Source organism: Leclercia sp. (assembly GCF_036780805.1).
Lineage (GTDB): Bacteria > Pseudomonadota > Gammaproteobacteria > Enterobacterales > Enterobacteriaceae > Enterobacter.
In genome coordinates this window covers 132,861-154,154 of sequence record NZ_DAIQCE010000005.1, presented here as the reverse complement: position 1 = coordinate 154,154, position 21,294 = coordinate 132,861, and the positions used below count along the sequence as shown (strand labels likewise).

Sequence of the window (21,294 nt, the reverse complement as noted above, 5' to 3'; positions counted from 1 at the left end):
ACGTATGTCCGAACACTATCTGAAGTGGATGGATCGCCTGTACCTGCTCGCCATGGCCGTGGCGGGCGTTTCGTTGCTGGTGATGACCATCGTGATCCCGATAGGGATTTTTTCCCGCTATGTCCTCAATCGTGGCGAGTCCTGGCCGGAGCCGATCGCCATCATCTGCATGGTGACCTTTACCTTTATCGGCGCTGCGGTGGGCTACCGCGCCGGATCGCATATCGCGGTGAACATGCTCACCGACCGCCTGCCCGCGGCGTTAAAAATGTTCTGCACCCGGGTGGTGGATGTGCTGATGCTGCTGATATCACTGATCATCTTCTGGTACAGCTATCTGCTCTGCATCGAACTGTGGGAACAGCCGGTGGCGGAGTTCCCGGTGCTGACCTCCGGCGAGAGCTATCTGCCGCTGCCCATCGGTTCAGCGATCCTCATTTTGTTTGTCCTTGAGCGCCTGCTGTTTGGCACCCAGGAAAACCGTCCGGTCGTGCTGATCGGCAACCACAGTTAAGGGGTGGATCATGGATGCATTTGTTTTGCTCTTCACCCTCGCCATTTTGCTGGCGCTGGGGATGCCGGTGGCCTTTGCCGTGGGCTTAAGCGCGGTGGCCGGGGCGCTGTGGATCGATCTGCCGCTGGAAGCGCTGATGATCCAGATCACCAGCGGGGTGAATAAATTTACCCTGCTGGCGATCCCGTTCTTTATCCTCGCCGGGGCGATCATGGCGGAAGGGGGCATTGCCCGCCGGCTGGTGAACTTCGCTTATATCTTTGTCGGCTTTATTCGCGGCGGGCTGTCGCTGGTGAATATCGTCGCCTCGACCTTCTTCGGCGCGATTTCCGGCTCGTCGGTGGCGGATACCGCCTCCATCGGCAGCGTGATGATCCCGGAGATGGAAAAGAAGGGCTATCCGCGCGAATACGCGGCGGCGGTGACCGCCAGCGGCTCGGTGCAGGCGATTCTGATCCCGCCCAGCCACAACTCGGTGATCTACTCCCTGGCGGCAGGCGGGACGGTGTCGATTGCGACGCTGTTTATCGCCGGGGTACTGCCGGGGCTGCTGCTGGGGCTGTGTCTGATGATCCTGTGCCTGGGCTTTGCCCACAAGCGCGGCTACCCGAAAGGCGAGCGGATCCCCTTTAAGCAGGCGCTGAAGATTTTCTTCGATGCCCTGTGGGGGCTGATGACGGTGGTGATTATTCTCGGCGGCATTTTGTCGGGGATCTTTACCGCGACGGAATCCGCGGCGGTCGCCTGCCTGTGGGCGTTCTTTGTCACCATGTTTATCTATCGTGACTACAAGTGGAGCGAACTGCCGAAGCTGATGTGCCGCACGGTGAAAACGGTAACGATCGTGATGATCCTGATTGGTTTTGCGGCGGCATTTGGCGCGGTGATGACCTACATGCAGCTGCCGATGCGGATCACCGAGTTCTTCACCTCGCTCTCGGACAATAAGTACGTGATCCTGATGTACCTCAACGTCATGCTGCTGCTGATTGGCACCCTGATGGATATGGCGCCGATCATCCTGATCCTGACGCCGGTACTGCTGCCGGTGACCAACTCGCTGGGCATCGATCCGGTGCATTTCGGGATGATCATGATGGTGAACCTCGGGATCGGGCTGATTACACCGCCGGTGGGGTCAGTGCTGTTTGTCGCCAGTGCGGTGAGTAAGCAGAAGATCGAGACCGTGGTCCGGGCGATGCTGCCGTTCTACGGCATGCTGCTGGTGGTGTTGGGGATGGTGACCTACATCCCGGCGATATCGCTGTGGCTGCCGCGGATGTTGGGGATGCAGTGATGTGTGCGGCCTGATGCCCTCACCCCGTCCCTCTCCCACAGGGAGAGGGTGCAAACACTAAAAACGGCAACCTGGTTGCCGTTTTGCTTTTATTTTCGACGCAATAACCGCAACGCGTTCGCCGTCACCAGCACCGTCGCCCCGGTATCCGCCAGCACCGCCAGCCACAATCCCGTTATCCCCAGCAATGTGGTCACCAGGAAAATCCCCTTCAACCCCAGCGCTATGGCGATGTTCTGCCGGATATTGGCGCGGGTGGCGCGGGCCAGACTGATCATCTGCGCTAGCCCGGTCAGGCGGTTGTGGGTCAGCGCCGCGTCGGCGGTCTCCAGCGCCACGTCGGTGCCGCTGCCCATCGCAATGCCAAGCGTGGCCGCCTTCATCGCCGGGGCGTCGTTAATCCCGTCCCCGACCATCGCCAGCGGCATTTCTGCATTCAGGGTCGTCACCGCCTGCACTTTATCGGCAGGCAGCAGTCCGGCGCGGAAATCGAGACCCAGCTCGCCGGCAATGGCCGCGGCGGCGCGCGGGTTATCGCCGGTCAGGATCACGCCGTTGACGCCGAGCTGATGCAAAGCCTGCACGGCCTCCTTCGCGTCCTCGCGCAGGGTATCCCGCAGCGCGACCAGACCTTTTGCCACGCCGTCCTGGACCACTATCACCACCGTCTGCCCGGCCTGTTCCAGGGTAGCGATTTGCGGCGCAAAGTGCGGGGCAGGGAATTTATCCGCCGCACAAATCAGCACCTTGCTACCCGCGACCTCGGCTTCAATCCCCGAGCCTATCAGCGCGCGCTGGGCGGTCGCCGCCGGAACCACCAGACCGCGGGCCTGCGCTTCCCGCACAATCGCCTGCGCCAGCGGGTGGGTGGAACCTTGCTCCACCGCGGCGGCCAGCGCCAGCAGATCCTGCTCGCGGATCTCATGCGGATAAATGCCCGTCACCTGCGGCTTACCCACCGTCAGGGTGCCGGTCTTGTCGAAGGCCACCTGCTGCACCTGCGCCAGCTGCTCCAGCGCGGCACCGCCCTTAATCAGCGCCCCACGACGTGCGGCCGCCGCCAGCCCCGAGGTAATGGCGGCCGGGGTGGAGATCACCAGCGCGCACGGGCAGCCAATCAGCAGCAGGGTCAGTCCTTTGTAGATCCAGCCCTCCCAGGCGGCGCTGAACAGCAGCGGCGGCACCACGGCCACCAGCAGGGCAATCAGCATAATCACCGGGGTGTAGATCCGGCTGAAGCGGTCGATAAAGCGCTCCACCGGGGCGCGGCGCTCCTCTGCCTCTTCAATCAGCTTCAGGATGCGGTCGATGGCGCTGTCACCCGGTTCGGACAAGACCCGCAGCTGCACCAGACGATCGACGCTGGTGGCCCCCGCCGGGATCTTTTCGCCCGCCGCGCGCTCGACCGGGATGGATTCGCCGGTCAGGGCGCTTTCGTCAAAGCTGGCCGCGGCAGTGAGCAGGGTTCCGTCGGCAGGCAGACGCCCACCGGCGGCAACCTCAATCACATCCCCCGGACGCAGCGCGGCGATGGGCACGGTTTTGCGCTCGCCATTAATAACCTGCGTAGCGGTTTCCGGCTTCAGCGCCATCAGGGCGCTGACCCCTTTACGTGCCCGGCTGGCCGCCCAGCCTTCGAGTCGCTCGCCAATCAGAAACAGCAGCAGCACCATCGCAGCTTCCGCCGTGGCACCGATAAACAGCGCCCCGATGGCGGCCACGCTCATCAGCGTTTCAATGGCGAACCAGCTGCCGCTTTTCATCAGGCGCAGCGCCTGACGGGCCACCGGCCAGAGTCCGACCAGGGTAGTGGCGATAAAGGCGAGGTTGCCGAGCGGATGATTGAACTGTGTAAGGATCCAGCTGATGGCCATCAGCAGAATAAGGGTGATGAGCGGCAGGTTGTCGCGCAGCACCGAGGCTTTTTCAGCGGGGGCATTTTCATTGCGCAGCGTATAGCCCGCACCGATCACCGCCGCTTCGACCTGGGCGCTGACGTTGCTGCCCGCATCGACCAGCAGTTTTTCGGTGGCAAACAGGACCTGGACATGATTGACGCCCGCCACCTGCCTGACGGCGGTTTCTACCTTGCGGGCGCAGGCGGCACAGTCCATGCCGTTGACCACCCAGCTGTAACGCTGGCCCTGAACGGGAGCCACGGCTTCGGCCTGTACCGGGCCGCGATCCGCCGCGCAGCAGGCCTCTTTGGCGGGAAGGGGGGCGAGCTTAAGCGCCGAAAATTGCGGCACTTTTTTGGGTGTTTCTGGAGTCGACATGGCACTCTCCGGCAATGATAATTTTCTCATTAACCGCAGTATGCACTCTGGAGTCGACTCCAGAGTCAAGCGCTATTTAAATATACAGCGACCGCACAATCAGGAAATGCCCGGCGAAGTAGCAGGCCGCGGCGATAGCGTTATCGGCGCGGAAACGGCGGCGATAGTGGCTACCCAGCCAGACGATATTCCCCAGCAGCAGGAGCGTGGCGCCGATAAAGGCCGACAGTGCCGGCGCGGTCGGACGGAAGAACCACAGCTCGCCCGCCAGCCAGACCATCACCAGGGTCATGGCGATAAAGGTACACACCGCCCAGCGCAGCTCTTCCAGACGCGACCAGATCACCGCGATCAGCAGCGCACCAATCACCAGCAGCGCCAGCGGCAGCGGCCAGAAGAACGACAGCGTCATCTGGCTGGCGAAATAGATGGTGTAAAGCAGGTGCGATAAGAAGAACGCCCCCACGGCATACAGCAGACGCTGGCGCGGCAGCAGGGTCAGGGCATCACCGGCCAGCGACGCGCAGAGCCCGGCGAGCACCAGGTAGCTGATGGCGTTAAACATGGGCGCCTGCCAGGCCAGCAGTAACAGGAGCAATAAGGTGACGGGTTTAAACAGCCAGCGCTGCCAGGCAGGGCCGCGGTAGGACGCATCGACATACAGCCATGCGGAGAAACAGACAGCGATAAATGACCAAAGCATATTAAGTCCCTGTATCTGTTATTGTTGAACAAACAGTTTCACTTCAGTGTAGTGGTGCAGACGGGCCAATAGCAATGCACAGCGTGGCACGCTATCCTGATTTCAGCCTGGTCTTAAGGATTGTCTAATGAGCAAGATGCCGCTTTTTTTTATTATCGTGCTGGCGATTATCGTCATTGCCGCCTCGTTTCGCTTCGTGCAGCAGCGCCGGGAAAAGGCGGATAACGACGCTGCCCCACTGCAGCAAAAGCGGGTGGTGGTGAGCAACAAACGGGAAAAAGCGCTCATCGATCGCCGATCGCGACAGCAGCAGGTGACGCCTGCCGGCACCAGCATGCGCTATGAAGCGAGCTTTAAGCCGGAGAGCGGCGGCCTGGAGATGACCTTTCGCCTCGACGAGAAGCAGTACCATCAGCTGACGGTGGGGGATAAAGGAACGTTGAGTTACAAGGGATCGCGGTTTGAGGGGTTCAGTCCGGCGCCGTGAGTTGCCGGGCGGCACTGCGTTTGCCCGGCCTACGGGTGTTGTAGGCCCGGTAAGCATCGCGCCACCGGGCAGAAGGCCGCACGTTATTTCTTCGCCTGCGCCTTAAACTTATTCATCCACACCAGCAGTTCAAACACGCCAAAAATAAACACCCGCAGCTGCTGCCAGCCGGTCATTTTCGGGCCATCTTTAGGCATACCGTTTTTCAGCATCACCATCTGCAGGGCATGCATAAATGAGGTAAAAATCAGCGCCACGTTGACGAAGATATTCATCGGACGCGGGAAGGGGTGGACGAGGTTGAGCAGCAAAAAGGCCCAGACCCCGATCATCAGCAAACGACCCAAATTAATCAGTACCGGCATCAGTCTCTCCTTGTGATTGACGGTGATAAAGACGATAGGCGACCTGTCCGGCCACTTTTTCCCGGTGCAGATCCCAGTGGGCGGGCACCGGCGGTAAACCGTTCTCGACCTCACTCTCGACGTAGATTAGCGCATCATCCGCCAGCCAGCCGTTGTTTTCCAGTAGCGTCAGCGTCTCTTCCAGCAGCCCTTTGCGGAATGGCGGATCGACAAACACCACATCGTGCGGCTTCCCCGCCTGCGCAAGGAAGGTGAGGGTATTAGTATTCTCTACTTTTGCGTGCGCGGCTTTCAGGGTCACCAGGTTTTGCTGCAGCTGCTGGGCAACGCCGCGATCCATCTCCAGCAGCGTGGCGCTGGCGGCGTAGCGCGACAGGGCTTCAAGACCCAGCGCGCCGCTTCCGGCGAAGCAGTCCAGGCAGCGGGCATCTACCATTGAAGGTGCCAGCCAGTTAAACAGCGTCTCGCGAACGCGGTCGGTGGTCGGGCGCAGACCGGGGCTATCCGGTACCGGCAGTTTACGGCCTCGCCACTGGCCGCCGATAATGCGTATCTGGCCCGCTGCGGCACGGTTGGGTTTCTTCATATCTTTGCTCGGGTACACCAACGGCCTGCGCTTGCAGGCGGTGATGTGCGTTAAGTTAAGTGATAAACTATTTCATCATTTTTTTAGCTTCCATGTATATAGCGCCAGTAATTAACCGCGAGGGGTGTAGTCGCAGATGGCAAAAGAGAAAAAACGTGGCTTCTTTTCCTGGCTGGGCTTTGGTCAAAAAGAGCAGGAAACCGAGCAGCAGAACGAAGAACAACAGATCGCCGAACAGCCTGCCGTTGTTGAACAGCCGCAGCCTGAAACCCCTGTTGAGACCGTCGCTGACGTAGAAGCAGAAGCGCGCACCCACAGCCAGCAAGAGACAGAAGCCTTCGCTGAAGAGGTGGTTGAGGTCACTGAGCAGGTTCAGGAGAGCGAAAAGCCGCAGCCGGTTCAGCCTGAGCCTGTGGCCGTTGAACCAGAACCTGTGGTCGTGGAAGAGAGTGTCGAGTCGGTTGCTGAGGTTGAGCCACCGCAGGCGGTTGAGCATGAAGAGTTACCGCTGCCGGAAGAGATCCTCGACGAAATCGAGGAAGCGATCCCGGAAGAGTACCTGCCAGAGACCGAAGTAGAAGAAGCCATCAGCGATGATGAGCTTGAAGCTCAGGCGCTGGCGGCCACGGCTGCAGAAGACGCAGTTATCGTCGTCCCGGTAGCCGAAGAGGACGAGCCGGTTGAAGAGATCGCTCAGGAGCAGGAAAAACCGACCAAAGAAGGTTTCTTCGCCCGCCTGAAACGCAGCCTGATCAAAACCAAAGAGAACCTCGGTTCCGGATTTATCAGTCTGTTCCGCGGTAAGAAAATCGACGATGATCTTTTTGAAGAGCTGGAAGAACAGCTCCTGATTGCCGATGTTGGCGTGGAAACCACCCGTAAAATCATCAACAGTCTGACGGAGAGCGCCAGCCGTAAACAGCTGCGCGACGCCGAGGCGCTGTACGGCCTGCTGAAAGAAGAGATGGGTGAAATCCTCGCAAAAGTTGACGAACCGCTTAATATTGAAGGCAAAATGCCTTTTGTTATTCTGATGGTCGGCGTTAACGGCGTGGGTAAAACCACCACCATCGGCAAGCTGGCGCGTCAGTTCGAACAGCAGGGCAAATCGGTGATGCTGGCCGCGGGCGATACCTTCCGTGCCGCCGCCGTTGAGCAGCTGCAGGTGTGGGGCCAGCGCAACAACATTCCGGTAATTGCCCAGCATACCGGAGCAGATTCCGCTTCCGTGATCTTTGATGCCATTCAGGCGGCCAAGGCGCGTAACGTGGATGTGCTGATCGCCGATACCGCAGGACGTTTGCAGAACAAATCGCACCTGATGGAAGAGCTGAAGAAGATCGTCCGGGTAATGAAAAAGCTGGACGAAGATGCGCCGCATGAAATTATGCTGACTATTGATGCCAGCACCGGGCAGAATGCCATCAGTCAGGCGAAGCTGTTCCATGAAGCGGTAGGACTGACCGGGATCACGCTGACCAAGCTGGATGGCACCGCGAAAGGCGGGGTGATCTTCTCGGTAGCCGATCAGTTTGGTATTCCTATCCGCTACATCGGTGTTGGCGAACGTATCGAGGATTTACGTCCGTTTAAATCGGGCGACTTTATTGAGGCACTTTTTGCCCGAGAGGATTAACAATGATTCGCTTTGAACACGTCAGCAAGGCCTATCTCGGTGGGAGACAAGCGCTGCAGGGGATTAACTTCCATCTGCAGCCGGGCGAGATGGCATTCCTGACCGGCCACTCCGGCGCAGGGAAAAGTACCCTGCTCAAGCTTATCTGTGGGATCGAACGGCCCAGCGCCGGGAAAATCTGGTTTAGCGGCCACGACATCAGCCGCCTGAAAAACCGTGAAGTGCCGTTTCTGCGTCGGCAGATCGGCATGATTTTCCAGGATCACCATCTGCTGATGGACCGCACGGTATTCGATAACGTGGCAATCCCGCTGATTATCGCGGGTGCCAGCGGGGATGATATTCGTCGTCGCGTGTCGGCGGCGCTGGACAAGGTCGGGCTGCTGGACAAAGCGAAGAACTTCCCGATCCAGCTCTCCGGCGGTGAACAGCAGCGCGTGGGCATTGCCCGTGCGGTGGTGAACAAACCGGCGGTGCTGCTGGCGGATGAACCTACCGGTAACCTGGACGACGCCCTTTCCGAAGGGATCCTGCGTCTGTTTGAGGAGTTTAACCGCGTTGGGGTGACGGTACTGATGGCGACGCACGACATGGGTCTTATCTCCCGTCGTTCGTACCGCATGCTGACGCTGAGCGACGGTCATTTGCACGGAGGCCTCGGTGAATAAGCGTGACGCAGTAAACCAGATGCGGCAGTTTGGCAGCAAACTCGACCGTTTTCGTAAATCGGCGGGCGGCCCGGGTGATGGTAACCGCAATGCGCCGAAGCGCAGTAAATCCGCGCCAAAACCCAACTCGCGCAAAACCAACGTCTTTAACGAGCAGGTGCGGTACGCCTTCCAGGGCGCGCTGCAGGATCTGAAAAGCAAACCGCTGGCTACCTTCCTGACGGTGATGGTGATCGCCATCTCCCTGACCCTGCCCAGCGTGTGCTACATGGTCTACAAAAACGTTAACCAGGCGGCGTCGCAGTACTATCCTTCCCCGCAGATCACCGTTTATCTCGACAAATCGCTCGACGATAACGCGGCGGCGCAGGTGGTAGGGCAGCTGCAGGCGGAGCAGGGCGTTGAGAAGGTGAACTACCTGTCGCGGGACGAAGCCCTGGGCGAGTTCCGTAACTGGTCCGGTTTTGGCGGCGCGCTGGATATGCTGGAGGAGAACCCCCTCCCCGCGGTGGCGGTGGTGATCCCGAAACTGGATTTCCAGGGCACCGAGTCGCTGAACACCCTGCGCGATCGCGTCTCCCGCATTAACGGCATCGATGAAGTGCGGATGGACGACAGCTGGTTTGCCCGTCTGACGGCGCTGACTGGCCTGGTCGGGCGCGTGGCGGCAATGATTGGCGTGCTGATGGTAGCGGCCGTGTTCCTCGTTATCGGCAACAGCGTGCGTCTGAGCATCTTCGCTCGTCGCGACACCATCAACGTGCAGAAGCTGATCGGCGCCACCGACGGTTTTATCCTGCGTCCGTTCCTGTATGGCGGCGCACTGCTCGGTTTTTCCGGTGCATTTCTTTCACTGATTTTGTCAGAAATTTTGGTGATGCGTCTCTCCGCAGCGGTCACCGATGTGGCGCAGGTTTTTGGAACCAAGTTCAATATCAGTGGTTTAGCCTTCGACGAGTGCCTGTTATTGCTGCTGGTGTGCTCGATGATCGGCTGGGTGGCAGCATGGTTAGCGACTGTGCAACATTTACGTCACTTTACCCCTGACTAAAAAATCTCTGGTATAATCTTTCCCTGCATTGAGAATCACCGTGCAGGGAAAGAGTCCCCTGTTGTCTCTTACCCCGCATAATCATCCCCATGTCACATTTTGTGCGTAATTTATTCACAGTTTCACTCGGAACTTGTGGATAAAATCACTGTCTGATAAAAGAGTGAATGATATTCTCGTTGCTCATTAATTCTGGCATGTTCGTTGCCTGATGGGGACAAACCGCCGCCAGAAAGAATCATTGAGAGGAATGAATGACCAAAGAAATGCAAACTTTAGCTTTAGCCCCTGTTGGTAACCTGGAATCTTACATCCGGGCTGCGAACACCTGGCCGATGTTGACGGCCGAGGAAGAAAAGGAGCTTGCTGAAAAGCTGCATTACCAGGGCGATCTGGAAGCAGCTAAGACGCTGATCCTGTCTCACCTGCGCTTTGTTGTTCACGTTGCTCGTAACTACGCGGGCTACGGCCTGCCGCAGGCTGACCTGATCCAGGAAGGCAACATCGGCCTGATGAAGGCGGTGCGTCGCTTCAACCCGGAAGTGGGTGTGCGTCTGGTCTCCTTCGCCGTGCACTGGATCAAAGCGGAAATCCACGAATACGTGCTGCGTAACTGGCGTATCGTGAAGGTCGCAACCACCAAAGCACAGCGTAAGCTGTTCTTTAACCTGCGTAAAACCAAGCAGCGTCTGGGCTGGTTTAACCAGGACGAAGTGGAAATGGTTGCCCGCGAGCTGGGTGTTTCCAGCAAAGACGTGCGCGAGATGGAATCCCGTATGGCCGCGCAGGACATGACCTTTGATATGTCCTCTGACGACGATGCGTCCGATAGCCAGCCGATGGCTCCGGTCCTGTATCTGCAGGATAAATCGTCCAACTTTGCCGATGGCATTGAAGACGACAACTGGGAAGAGCAGGCCGCCAACAAGCTGACCTTCGCAATGGAAGGCCTCGACGAGCGTAGCCAGGATATTATCCGTGCCCGCTGGCTGGACGAAGACAACAAGTCCACCCTGCAGGAGCTGGCCGACCGCTACGGCGTCTCCGCTGAACGTGTGCGTCAGCTGGAAAAGAACGCCATGAAAAAACTTCGCGCCGCTATCGAAGCGTAATTTTCGCGAAGTCCCCGATAACCCTCGAATTCAGATTCGGGGGTTTTGTTTTTTTAGCGCCTGTCCAGGCCGAATTCCCTCCTCCTCCCAAACGCTTACCGCAGCGTTGTGTGCTGACTCGTTAAAGCGTCGCTTACCTTATCTTCATTTCAAAATAGCTATTCCAAATAGATAAAAATGGGGTATGTTTTAGCAGAGTATGCTGAAAAGGCGCGTACAGCAGACGCAAAATCGAAATAAAGCGCCATAAAACAACATCACAACAAACACAATAACCATCACAATGGGGATTCTCAGGATGAATATGAAGGGTAAAGCCTTACTGGCAGGATGTATCGCGTTGGCATTCAGCACCATGGCTCAGGCTGATATCAAAGTGGCCGTGGTTGGCGCAATGTCCGGTCCGGTAGCGCAGTACGGCGATCAGGAGTTCACAGGCGCAGAGCAGGCGGTTGCCGACATTAATGCCAAGGGCGGTATCAAAGGCGAAAAGCTGCAGATCGTAAAATATGATGATGCCTGTGACCCGAAACAAGCGGTTGCGGTAGCGAACAAAGTGGTGAACGACGGTATCAAATACGTGATCGGCCACCTGTGCTCCTCCTCCACACAGCCGGCGTCTGACATCTACGAAGACGAAGGCATTCTGATGATCACCCCTGCCGCCACCGCGCCGGAACTGACCGCCCGTGGCTACAAAATGGTGATGCGTACCACCGGTCTGGACTCTGACCAGGGCCCGACGGCAGCGAAATATATCGTCGATAAAGTGAAGCCGAAGCGTATCGCTATTGTTCATGACAAGCAGCAGTATGGTGAAGGCCTGGCGCGTTCCGTCCAGGACAACCTGAAAAAATCCAACGCCAACGTGGTGTTCTTCGACGGTATCACCGCCGGTGAGAAAGATTTCTCTACCATGGTGGCGCGTCTGAAGAAAGAGAACATCGATTTTGTGTACTACGGTGGTTACCATCCGGAGATGGGCCAGCTTCTGCGTCAGGCGCGTGCTGCCGGTCTGAAAACCCAGTTTATGGGCCCGGAAGGGGTAGCGAACGTCTCCCTGTCTAACATCGCCGGTGAATCGGCCGAAGGCCTGCTGGTGACCAAGCCGAAGAACTACGACCAGGTTCCGGCGAACAAACCTATCGTGGATGCCATCAAGGCCAAGAAACAGGATCCAAGCGGTGCGTTCGTATGGACCACCTACGCCGCGCTGCAAACCCTGCAGGCAGGCCTGAATCAGTCTGCTGAACCGGCTGAGATTGCCACCTGGCTGAAAGCGAACTCCGTTGAGACCGTGATGGGGCCGCTGTCATGGGATGAGAAGGGCGATCTGAAAGGCTTCGAGTTCGGCGTGTTTGACTGGCATGCTAATGGTACAGCGACCGACGCAAAATAAAAGCAAACGGCAACCAAACGGTTGCCGTTTTAGTATTTGCACCCTCTCCCTGTGGGAGAGGGCCGGGGTGAGGGCATCAGGCCGCACTGCCCGGTGGCGCTAAGCTTACCGGGCCTACAGATTCGTGCCACCCGGCGTTTTTTTACCGCTTTTCCCACCCGTTACTCTGCGCCGTAAACCCCAGCGCCTGCATAAAGGCCGCCATCACGCCCCGGTCTTCCACGCCGATATCCGCCATCCACCACGAGGCCACGCTCGGGTTATCGCGCATCACTTCTTCAATCAAATATTGCCCCACGCCGCGACGGCGGGTGACCTCCCGCACGCGCAGGGAGTCCAGCGCCCCTTGCGTACCGCTCAGGGTTACCCGCACCGCGCCTAACAGCCGCTCGTTAAAGCGCGCAGCATAAATACGGTGTGTTTCATCAACGGTGAGCGAGGAGGGAGAATATTCCGGCCAGATCTTGTTGAGGTCGATATGATCCTGGTCGCTAAAGTTCTCCAGACGGTGGATGGTCAGTTTCATTAGCCGCTTGTCCAAATCAAAAAGAGTGCTGGCAGTGTCTCAATTTATTCTGTCAGACGCTTCCACTTTTTAAATCCATTCTCCAGCTGATTACTTTTTTAGCGTTACGTTGCGCAGTCTTAAAACGCAGGGATCGAAAAATAAGCAGGATATTACCCTAAAAGGCAGCGTTTTATTCGGCGCTTTGTACCGTTATTTTATGCTGCAACTTGCGCTTTTATTTGTTTATCTCCGCCTTATTTCAGAATATTATCTTTGCTTAATAGCCTGAAATATAGAGATTTTAGTCTGGTTTTTGCTAAAAAACTGCGCTAAACCATTAAAGGCAATAGCAAAAGTTGCGTTGTTTAATAAAAGTACAGAATGCTTTTTAACCATAATAAAACAAAATATATACATCACGTCACGAATGGGGATTCCTGGATGAGAATGAACGCGAAAACAATAGTCGCGGGGATGGTTGCACTGGCGATCTCACACGCCGCTGCGGCGGAAGATATTAAAGTTGCCATTGTTGGTGCCCTGTCCGGCCCTGTTGCACAGTGGGGCGATATGGAGTTCAACGGCGCACGTCAGGCAATTAAAGACATCAACGCCAAAGGCGGCATTAAGGGCGACAAATTGGTCGGCGTGGAATATGACGATGCCTGCGACCCGAAACAAGCCGTCGCTGTGGCCAACAAAATCGTTAATGATGGCATTCAGTATGTGATTGGCCATCTCTGCTCGTCCTCCACCCAGCCAGCGTCCGATATCTATGAAGACGAAGGCATCCTGATGATCACGCCAGGGGCCACCAACCCGGAGCTGACCCAGCGCGGCTATCAGAACATCATGCGTACCGCCGGTCTTGACTCCTCGCAGGGGCCAACCGCGGCGAAGTACATCATCGAAAACGTCAAGCCGCAGCGTATTGCCATCATTCACGATAAGCAGCAGTACGGCGAAGGGCTGGCCCGTTCGGTACAGGACGGCCTGAAAAAAGGCGGCGCTAACGTGGTCTTCTTCGACGGCATCACCGCGGGCGAGAAAGACTTCTCCGCGCTGCTGGCACGTCTGCAGAAAGAGAACATCGACTTCGTTTACTACGGTGGCTACTACCCGGAAATGGGGCAGATGCTGCGCCAGGCCCGTGCTGTTGGCCTGAAAACCCAGTTTATGGGACCGGAAGGGGTGGGTAACGCCTCGCTGTCGAACATTGCGGGCGATGCGGGCGAAGGCATGCTGGTGACGATGCCAAAACGCTATGACCAGGATCCGGCCAACGCTGCTATCGTCGATGCCCTGAAAGCCGAGAAGAAAGACGCGAGTGGTCCGTACGTGTGGATCACCTATGCCGCCGTGCAGTCTCTGGCGACCGCCATGGATCGTACCGGCAGCAAAGAACCGCAGGATCTGATTAAAGATTTAAAAGCACACGGGGCAAACACCGTGATTGGGCCGCTGAACTGGGACGAGAAAGGCGATCTGAAGGGATTTGAGTTTGGTGTCTTTAAGTGGCACGCCGACGGTTCATCCTCGGTCGCCAAATAATCATTATCCCACCGCCCGGCACGACCGGGCGGGACTAGAAAGGTTATCTTATGTCCGAGCAGTTTCTCTATTTTTTGCAGCAGATGTTTAACGGCGTCACGCTGGGAAGCACCTATGCACTGATCGCCATCGGCTATACGATGGTGTACGGCATTATCGGCATGATCAACTTCGCCCACGGCGAGGTGTATATGATCGGCAGTTATGTCTCCTTTATGATTATTGCCGCGCTGATGATGATGGGTATCGACAGCAGCTGGCTGCTGGTGGCCGCCGGATTTGTCGGGGCGATTGTCATTGCCAGCGCCTACGGCTGGAGCATCGAGCGGGTGGCCTATCGCCCGGTGCGTAGCTCCAAGCGCCTGATCGCGCTGATCTCCGCCATCGGGATGTCCATCTTCCTGCAAAACTACGTCAGCCTGACCGAAGGGTCGCGCGACGTGGCGCTGCCAAGCCTGTTCAACGGCCAGTGGATTGTGGGCGCCAGCGAGAACTTCTCGGCGTCGATCACCACCATGCAGCTGGTGATCTGGATTGTGACCTTCCTCGCCATGCTGGCGCTGACCCTTTTCATCCGTTACTCCCGCATGGGCCGCGCCTGCCGCGCCTGTGCTGAAGACCTGAAAATGGCAAGCCTGCTCGGCATTAACACCGACCGTGTCATCGCGCTGACCTTCGTGATTGGTGCGGCGATGGCGGCCGTCGCAGGGGTCCTGCTCGGCCAGTTCTACGGCGTGATCAACCCGTACATCGGCTTTATGGCCGGGATGAAAGCCTTTACCGCGGCGGTGCTGGGCGGGATCGGCAGTATTCCGGGGGCGATGATCGGCGGCCTGATCCTGGGCGTGGCCGAGGCGCTCTCCTCTGCGTACCTGAGTACCGAATATAAAGATGTGGTGTCGTTTGCCCTGCTGATTCTGGTTCTGCTGGTTATGCCTACCGGTATTCTGGGTCGTCCGGAGGTAGAGAAAGTATGAAACCGATGCATTTTGCGATGGCGCTGCTCTCGGCGGCGATGTTCTTTGTGCTGGCGGGCGTCTTCATGGGCGTTCAGCTGGAGCTGAGCGGCACGAAGCTGGTGGTGGATTCCGCGTCGGATATCCGCTGGCAGTGGGTCTTTGTCGGCACCGCGGTGGTCTTCTTCTTCCAGCTGCTGCGTCCGGTTTTCCAGAAGACACTGAAAAGCGTCTCCGGGCCGAAGTTTGTGCTGCCTGCCATTGACGGCTCGACCGTTAAACAGAAGCTGTTCCTGGTGGCGCTGCTGGTGGCGGCCGTCGCCTGGCCGTTCGTGGTGTCGCGCGGCACGGTGGATATCGCCACCCTGACCATGATTTACGTGATCCTCGGTCTGGGTCTGAACGTGGTGGTGGGTCTGTCTGGCCTGCTGGTGCTGGGCTACGGCGGCTTCTACGCTATCGGCGCTTACACCTTCGCCCTGCTGAACCACTATTACGGTCTCGGCTTCTGGACCTGTCTGCCGCTGGCGGGGCTGGTCTCTGCCGCTGCCGGTTTCCTGCTCGGCTTCCCGGTGCTGCGCCTGCGCGGCGACTACCTGGCGATTGTGACCTTAGGCTTCGGCGAAATCGTCCGTATCCTGCTGCTCAACAATACCGAAGTGACCGGCGGCCCGAACGGCATCAGCCAGATCCCGAAACCGACCTTCTTCGGCCTGGAGTTCAGCCGCTCCGCCCGTGAAGGCGGCTGGGATACCTTCAGCAACTTCTTCGGCGTGAAGTACGATCCGTCCGACCGTGTGATTTGGCTCTATCTGGTAGCGCTGCTGCTGGTGGTCATCACCCTGTTCGTGATTAACCGCCTGCTGCGTATGCCGCTGGGGCGCGCGTGGGAAGCGCTGCGTGAAGATGAGATCGCCTGCCGCTCCCTGGGCCTGAACCCGACCCGCATCAAGCTGACCGCCTTTACCATCAGCGCCGCGTTCGCCGGTTTCGCCGGAACGCTGTTTGCCGCACGTCAGGGCTTCGTCAGCCCGGAATCCTTCACCTTTGCCGAATCTGCTTTCGTGCTGGCAATTGTGGTCCTCGGCGGGATGGGCTCGCAGTTCGCGGTTATTCTCGCGGCGATCCTGCTGGTGGTCTCCCGTGAGCTGATGCGTGACTTTAACGAATACAGCATGCTGATGCTGGGTGGTTTGATGGTACTGATGATGATCTGGCGTCCGCAGGGCTTGCTGCCGATGACCCGTCCACAGCTGAAACTGAAAAACGGGCAAGCGAAAGGAGAGCAGGCATGAGTCAGCCATTATTATCCGTTAACGGCCTGATGATGCGTTTTGGCGGCCTGCTGGCGGTCAACAACGTCTCGCTGGATCTGCATCAGAAAGAGATTGTCTCCCTGATCGGCCCGAACGGTGCCGGTAAGACCACGGTATTTAACTGCCTGACCGGCTTCTACAAGCCAACGGGCGGCACCATCATGCTGCGCGACCAGCACCTGGAAGGGCTGCCGGGCCAGCAGATTGCCCGCATGGGCGTGGTGCGTACTTTCCAGCACGTACGTCTGTTCCGCGAGATGACGGTGATCGAGAACCTGCTGGTGGCCCAACATCAGCAGCTGAAAACCGGGCTCTTCGCCGGTCTGCTGAAAACTCCGGCGTTTCGCCGGGCGCAGGACGAGGCATTAGATCGCGCCGCCACCTGGCTTGACCGTATCGGCCTGCTGCAGCACGCCAACCGTCAGGCCAGCAACCTGGCCTACGGCGACCAGCGTCGTCTGGAGATCATCCGCTGCATGGTGACGCAGCCGGAGATCCTGATGCTCGACGAACCGGCGGCAGGACTTAACCCGAAAGAGACCAAAGAGCTGGACGAGCTGATTGTCGAGCTGCGGAACCATCACGACACCACCATCCTGCTGATTGAGCACGATATGAAGCTGGTGATGGGCATTTCTGACCGCATCTACGTGGTAAACCAGGGCACGCCGCTGGCGAACGGTACGCCGGAAGAGATTCGCAACAACCCGGACGTGATCCGCGCATACCTTGGTGAGGCATAAGATGGAAAAAGCGATGTTAACGTTCGACAAGGTCAATGCGCACTACGGCAAGATCCAGGCCCTGCACGACGTCAGCCTGCACATCAATCAGGGCGAAATCGTCACCCTGATTGGCGCTAACGGCGCGGGCAAAACCACGCTGCTCGGCACGCTGTGCGGCGACCCGCGCGCCACCAGCGGACGTATCGTCTTTGATGGTAAAGACATTACCGACTGGCAGACGGCAAAAATCATGCGCGAAGCGGTGGCGATTGTTCCGGAAGGGCGTCGCGTCTTCTCGCGTATGACGGTGGAAGAGAACCTGGCGATGGGCGGCTTCTTTGCTGAGCGCGAGCAGTTCCAGACCCGCATCAAGCGCGTTTATGACCTGTTCCCGCGCCTGTTTGAGCGTCGTCTTCAGCGGGCGGGCACCATGTCCGGCGGGGAACAGCAGATGCTGGCGATCGGCCGCGCGCTGATGAGCCAGCCGCGTCTGCTGCTGCTCGACGAACCTTCGCTCGGGCTGGCGCCCATCATTATCCAGCAGATCTTCGACACCATCGAACAGTTGCGCAGCGAAGGGATGACTATTTTCCTCGTGGAGCAGAACGCCAACCAGGCGCTGAAGCTCGCGGATCGCGGCTACGTGCTGGAGAACGGCCGCGTGGTGCTGGAAGATACCGGTGACGCGCTGCTGGCGAACGAAGCGGTGCGGAGTGCGTATTTAGGCGGATAATAAAAGCAAAAAGGCAACGCAAGTTGCCTTTTTTAATGTTTGTACCCTCTCCCTGTGGGAGAGGGCCAGGGTGAGGGCACCAGGCCGCACCTTTTCTCGCATGCCCTTTCACACAACCATCATCCCCCTGACGCCCTGCTGTCATATCTCTGTAAACAAACGGTTATTTTTCTGTAATTCGAGCATGTCATGTTACCTCGCGAGCACAAAACGCGTGATATCGCGCATCCGGCACAATAAGAGAGATGACAATGACATCGTTACGACACACAGCTTTGGGTCTGGCAATGGGTCTGGCTTTTGCGACTAACGCAATGGCCGTCACCACTATTCCGTTCTGGCATTCCATGGAAGGGGAGCTGGGGAAAGAGGTTGACTCCCTGGCGCAGCGTTTCAACGACACCCACCCGGATTACAAAATTGTGCCGGTGTACAAAGGTAACTATGAGCAGAGCCTGAGCGCCGGTATCGCCGCGTTCCGTACCGGCAATGCGCCAGCACTGCTGCAGGTTTACGAGGTGGGGACCGCCACCATGATGGCCTCCAAAGCCATCAAGCCGGTGTATGAAGTGTTCAAGGACGCGGGCATCAACTTCGACGAATCTCAGTTCGTGCCGACCGTCTCCGGTTACTACACCGATTCCAAATCCGGCCACCTGCTCTCTCAGCCGTTTAACAGCTCCACCCCGGTGCTGTACTACAACAAAGACGCCTTCAAGAAAGCCGGTTTAGACCCTGAGCAGCCGCCAAAAACCTGGCAGGATCTGGCCGAGTACACCGCCAAACTGAAAGCCGCCGGGATGAAGTGCGGCTACGCCAGCGGCTGGCAGGGCTGGATCCAGATCGAGAACTTCAGTGCCTGGCATGGTCAGCCGGTCGCCACCGAGAACAACGGTTTCAACGGCACCAACGCGGTACTGGAATTCAACAAACCGGAGCAGGTTAAGCACATCGCTCTGCTGCAGGAGCTGAACAAGAAGGGCGATTTCAGCTACTTCGGGCGTAAAGACGAATCCACCGAGAAGTTTTACAGCGGCGACTGCGCCATCACCACCGCTTCTTCCGGCTCGCTGGCGGATATCCGTCACTACGCCAAATTTAACTACGGCGTGGGTATGATGCCGTACGACGCCGACTCGAAAGGCGCGCCGCAGAACGCCATCATCGGCGGGGCCAGCCTGTGGGTCATGCAGGGCAAAGACAAAGGCACCTACAAAGGCGTGGCGGAATTCCTCGATTTCCTGGCGAAACCGGAAAACGCCGCCGAATGGCACCAGAAGACCGGCTACCTGCCGATCACCAAAGCTGCCTATGATCTGACCCGCGAGCAGGGCTTCTATGACAAGAACCCGGGGGCGGACATCGCCACGCGTCAGATGCTGAACAAGCCACCGTTGCCGTACACCAAAGGCCTGCGCCTGGGCAACATGCCGCAGATCCGCACCATCGTTGATGAAGAGCTGGAGAGCGTGTGGACCGGTAAGAAAACGCCACAGCAGGCGCTGGATGCCGCAGTAGAACGTGGTAACCAGCTGCTGCGCCGCTTTGAGCAGTCGACCAAATCGTAATTAAAAACTTACCCCTCACCCCGGCCCTCTCCCCAAAGGGGAGAGGGTGTAATTATCCCCTCGCCCCTTTGGGGAGAGGGTTAGGGTGAGGGGAAACCAACCTGAGCTAACCTATGTCATCTTCCCGTCCGGTGTTCCGTTCCCGCTGGCTGCCCTATCTTCTGGTCGCGCCGCAGCTGGTCATCACCGTTATTTTCTTTATCTGGCCTGCGGGCGAAGCGCTGTGGTACTCGGTGCAAAGCGTCGATCCGTTCGGGCTCTCCAGCCAGTTTGTCGGTCTGGATAACTTCGCTGCCCTGTGGCATGACAGTTACTACCTGGACTCCTTCTGGACGACGATGAAGTTCAGCGCGCTGGTCACCGTGAGCGGCCTTGTCGCCTCGCTGTTCTTCGCCGCGCTGGTGGATTACGTGGTGCGCGGCAGCCGCCTGTATCAGACCCTGATGCTGCTGCCCTACGCCGTGGCTCCGGCGGTCGCCGCCGTGCTGTGGATCTTCCTGTTTAACCCTGGGCGCGGGTTGATTACTCACTTCCTCGGCGAGTTCGGCTACGACTGGAACCACGCCCAGAACAGCGGTCAGGCGATGTTCCTCGTGGTGTTCGCCTCGGTGTGGAAGCAGATCAGCTACAACTTCCTGTTCTTCTTTGCCGCGCTGCAGTCCATTCCGCGCTCGCTGGTGGAAGCCGCGGCGATTGACGGCGCAGGCCCGATCCGCCGCTTCTTCAGGCTGGCACTGCCGCTGATCGCACCGGTGAGTTTCTTTCTGCTGGTGGTCAACCTGGTCTACGCCTTCTTCGACACCTTCCCGGTGATCGACGCCGCCACCGCCGGCGGCCCGGTGCAGGCCACCACCACGCTGATTTATAAAATCTACCGCGAAGGTTTCGCCGGTCTGGATCTTTCAGCCTCCGCCGCGCAGTCGGTGGTGCTGATGTTCCTCGTCATCATCCTGACGGTGGTGCAGTTCCGCTATGTCGAAAGTAAGGTGCGCTACCAATGATTGAGAACCGTCGCGGGCTGACGATTTTCAGCCATACCATGCTGATTTTAGGGATTATCGTCATCCTGTTCCCGCTATACGTGGCCTTTGTCGCCGCCACCCTGGATCGCAACGCCATCTTTGAAACCCCGATGACGCTTATTCCGGGCGGCCATCTCTTCGAGAACATGGCGACCATCTGGACCCAGGGCGTGGGGGTTAACAGCGCGCCGTTCTGGCTGATGATGCTCAACAGTTTCATCATGGCGTTCGGCATTACGGTCGGCAAAATCACGGTGTCGATGCTGTCGGCCTTTGCCATCGTCTGGTTCCGTTTTCCACTGCGCAACCTGTTCTTCTGGATGATCTTTATCACCCTGATGCTGCCGGTAGAGGTGCGCATCTTCCCGACGGTGGAAGTGATCGCCAACCTCGGGATGCTCGACAGCTACGCGGGCTTAACCCTGCCGCTGATGGCCTCGGCGACCGCCACCTTCCTGTTCCGTCAGTTCTTTATGACCCTGCCGGACGAGCTGATTGAGGCCGCGCGCATCGACGGTGCCTCGCCGATGCGCTTCTTCCGCGACATCGTGCTGCCGCTGTCGAAAACCAACCTCGCGGCGCTGTTTGTCATCACCTTTATTTACGGCTGGAACCAGTACCTGTGGCCGCTGCTGATTATTCAGGACGTCAACCTCGGCACCGCCGTGGCGGGCATCAAAGGGATGATTTCAACTGGCGAAGGCACCACCCTCTGGAACCAGGTGATGGCGGCGATGCTGCTCACCCTTATCCCCCCGGTCGTTATCGTTTTAGCCATGCAGCGTGCGTTCGTGCGTGGTTTAGTGGACAGTGAGAAATAA

At 58.1% G+C, this 21,294-nt stretch carries 21 protein-coding genes; 16 read left to right on the top strand and 5 right to left on the bottom strand.

Features of this window, described 5'->3' with window-relative positions; translation table 11 throughout:
• The first annotated feature begins 4 nt into the window (after positions 1-4).
• Together V7Q49_RS14935 and V7Q49_RS14930 are read left to right on the top strand one after the other, a co-directional pair.
• Positions 5-514 carry a TRAP transporter small permease gene (locus V7Q49_RS14935; RefSeq protein ID WP_333853135.1) on the top strand — a complete coding sequence of 170 codons (510 nt, stop codon included), beginning with the start codon at positions 5-7 and terminating at the stop codon, positions 512-514.
• A gap of 10 nt (positions 515-524) precedes the next feature.
• Positions 525-1,811 (top strand): TRAP transporter large permease, encoded by a 1,287-nt coding sequence (locus V7Q49_RS14930; protein WP_333853133.1) that lies wholly within the window; start codon positions 525-527, stop codon positions 1,809-1,811.
• An 89-nt stretch (positions 1,812-1,900) separates the two neighbouring features.
• On the opposite strand, the gene zntA is transcribed toward V7Q49_RS14930, so the two are convergent.
• Positions 1,901-4,087 carry a Zn(II)/Cd(II)/Pb(II) translocating P-type ATPase ZntA gene (gene zntA, locus V7Q49_RS14925; protein WP_333853131.1) on the bottom strand — a complete coding sequence of 729 codons (2,187 nt, stop codon included), beginning with the start codon at positions 4,085-4,087 and terminating at the stop codon, positions 1,901-1,903.
• Positions 4,088-4,163: 76 nt separating this feature from the next.
• On the bottom strand, positions 4,164-4,790 hold the full coding sequence (locus V7Q49_RS14920; protein ID WP_039032500.1) for a lysoplasmalogenase: 627 nt from the start codon (positions 4,788-4,790) through the stop codon (positions 4,164-4,166).
• 127 nt (positions 4,791-4,917) lie between these two features.
• Between V7Q49_RS14920 and V7Q49_RS14915 the strand changes: the two genes are divergently transcribed.
• A complete protein-coding gene (locus tag V7Q49_RS14915) occupies positions 4,918-5,277 on the top strand; it encodes a DUF2500 domain-containing protein (protein ID WP_333853128.1) in 360 nt (119 codons plus the stop codon).
• Positions 5,278-5,360: 83 nt separating this feature from the next.
• On the opposite strand, the gene V7Q49_RS14910 is transcribed toward V7Q49_RS14915, so the two are convergent.
• Both V7Q49_RS14910 and rsmD read right to left on the bottom strand, forming a co-directional pair.
• Entirely contained in the window at positions 5,361-5,642 is a 282-nt protein-coding gene (locus V7Q49_RS14910) for a DUF1145 family protein (protein WP_032614948.1), read from the bottom strand.
• Entirely contained in the window at positions 5,626-6,228 is a 603-nt protein-coding gene (gene rsmD / locus V7Q49_RS14905) for a 16S rRNA (guanine(966)-N(2))-methyltransferase (protein ID WP_333853125.1), read from the bottom strand. The genes V7Q49_RS14910 and rsmD overlap by 17 nt, the downstream gene beginning before the upstream one ends.
• A gap of 136 nt (positions 6,229-6,364) precedes the next feature.
• Between rsmD and ftsY the strand changes: the two genes are divergently transcribed.
• The 5 genes from ftsY to V7Q49_RS14880 all read left to right on the top strand — a co-directional run bounded on the left by ftsY (position 6,365) and on the right by V7Q49_RS14880 (position 12,094).
• Positions 6,365-7,864 carry a signal recognition particle-docking protein FtsY gene (ftsY, locus tag V7Q49_RS14900; RefSeq protein ID WP_333853123.1) on the top strand — a complete coding sequence of 500 codons (1,500 nt, stop codon included), beginning with the start codon at positions 6,365-6,367 and terminating at the stop codon, positions 7,862-7,864.
• A 2-nt stretch (positions 7,865-7,866) separates the two neighbouring features.
• The gene (gene ftsE / locus V7Q49_RS14895) at positions 7,867-8,532 is read left to right on the top strand and encodes a cell division ATP-binding protein FtsE (RefSeq protein WP_106995258.1); all 666 of its coding nucleotides are present in this window, start codon (positions 7,867-7,869) and stop codon (positions 8,530-8,532) included.
• Positions 8,525-9,583 carry a permease-like cell division protein FtsX gene (gene ftsX / locus V7Q49_RS14890; protein WP_333853121.1) on the top strand — a complete coding sequence of 353 codons (1,059 nt, stop codon included), beginning with the start codon at positions 8,525-8,527 and terminating at the stop codon, positions 9,581-9,583. Before ftsE ends, ftsX begins: the two co-directional genes overlap by 8 nt.
• 254 nt (positions 9,584-9,837) lie before the next feature.
• Positions 9,838-10,695, top strand: coding sequence for an RNA polymerase sigma factor RpoH (gene rpoH / locus V7Q49_RS14885; protein WP_106995256.1), 858 nt, complete (start codon positions 9,838-9,840; stop codon positions 10,693-10,695).
• A gap of 298 nt (positions 10,696-10,993) precedes the next feature.
• Positions 10,994-12,094, top strand: coding sequence for a branched-chain amino acid ABC transporter substrate-binding protein (locus tag V7Q49_RS14880; RefSeq protein ID WP_333853118.1), 1,101 nt, complete (start codon positions 10,994-10,996; stop codon positions 12,092-12,094).
• Between the two features lie 142 nt (positions 12,095-12,236).
• Here the strand turns inward: V7Q49_RS14880 and panM are convergent, their stop codons facing one another.
• Positions 12,237-12,620: an aspartate 1-decarboxylase autocleavage activator PanM gene (gene panM / locus V7Q49_RS14875; protein WP_333853116.1), complete on the bottom strand. Its 384-nt coding sequence runs from the start codon at positions 12,618-12,620 to the stop codon at positions 12,237-12,239.
• Between the two features lie 423 nt (positions 12,621-13,043).
• Between panM and livK the strand changes: the two genes are divergently transcribed.
• The 8 genes from livK (at position 13,044) to ugpE (ending at position 21,294) form a co-directional block, all read left to right on the top strand.
• A complete protein-coding gene (livK, locus tag V7Q49_RS14870; RefSeq protein ID WP_333853114.1) occupies positions 13,044-14,153 on the top strand; it encodes a high-affinity branched-chain amino acid ABC transporter substrate-binding protein LivK in 1,110 nt (369 codons plus the stop codon).
• A gap of 50 nt (positions 14,154-14,203) precedes the next feature.
• The gene (gene livH, locus V7Q49_RS14865; protein ID WP_039032510.1) at positions 14,204-15,130 is read left to right on the top strand and encodes a high-affinity branched-chain amino acid ABC transporter permease LivH; all 927 of its coding nucleotides are present in this window, start codon (positions 14,204-14,206) and stop codon (positions 15,128-15,130) included.
• Entirely contained in the window at positions 15,127-16,404 is a 1,278-nt protein-coding gene (gene livM, locus V7Q49_RS14860) for a branched chain amino acid ABC transporter permease LivM (protein ID WP_333853112.1), read from the top strand. Before livH ends, livM begins: the two co-directional genes overlap by 4 nt.
• Positions 16,401-17,168 carry a high-affinity branched-chain amino acid ABC transporter ATP-binding protein LivG gene (livG, locus tag V7Q49_RS14855; RefSeq protein ID WP_333853110.1) on the top strand — a complete coding sequence of 256 codons (768 nt, stop codon included), beginning with the start codon at positions 16,401-16,403 and terminating at the stop codon, positions 17,166-17,168. Before livM ends, livG begins: the two co-directional genes overlap by 4 nt.
• Position 17,169: 1 nt before the next feature.
• Positions 17,170-17,883: a high-affinity branched-chain amino acid ABC transporter ATP-binding protein LivF gene (gene livF / locus V7Q49_RS14850; protein WP_333853108.1), complete on the top strand. Its 714-nt coding sequence runs from the start codon at positions 17,170-17,172 to the stop codon at positions 17,881-17,883.
• A 251-nt stretch (positions 17,884-18,134) separates the two neighbouring features.
• Positions 18,135-19,451 carry a sn-glycerol-3-phosphate ABC transporter substrate-binding protein UgpB gene (ugpB, locus tag V7Q49_RS14845; protein WP_333853106.1) on the top strand — a complete coding sequence of 439 codons (1,317 nt, stop codon included), beginning with the start codon at positions 18,135-18,137 and terminating at the stop codon, positions 19,449-19,451.
• A 113-nt stretch (positions 19,452-19,564) separates the two neighbouring features.
• The gene (ugpA, locus tag V7Q49_RS14840; RefSeq protein ID WP_333853104.1) at positions 19,565-20,452 is read left to right on the top strand and encodes a sn-glycerol-3-phosphate ABC transporter permease UgpA; all 888 of its coding nucleotides are present in this window, start codon (positions 19,565-19,567) and stop codon (positions 20,450-20,452) included.
• Positions 20,449-21,294 carry a sn-glycerol-3-phosphate ABC transporter permease UgpE gene (gene ugpE, locus V7Q49_RS14835; protein WP_333853102.1) on the top strand — a complete coding sequence of 282 codons (846 nt, stop codon included), beginning with the start codon at positions 20,449-20,451 and terminating at the stop codon, positions 21,292-21,294. The genes ugpA and ugpE overlap by 4 nt, the downstream gene beginning before the upstream one ends.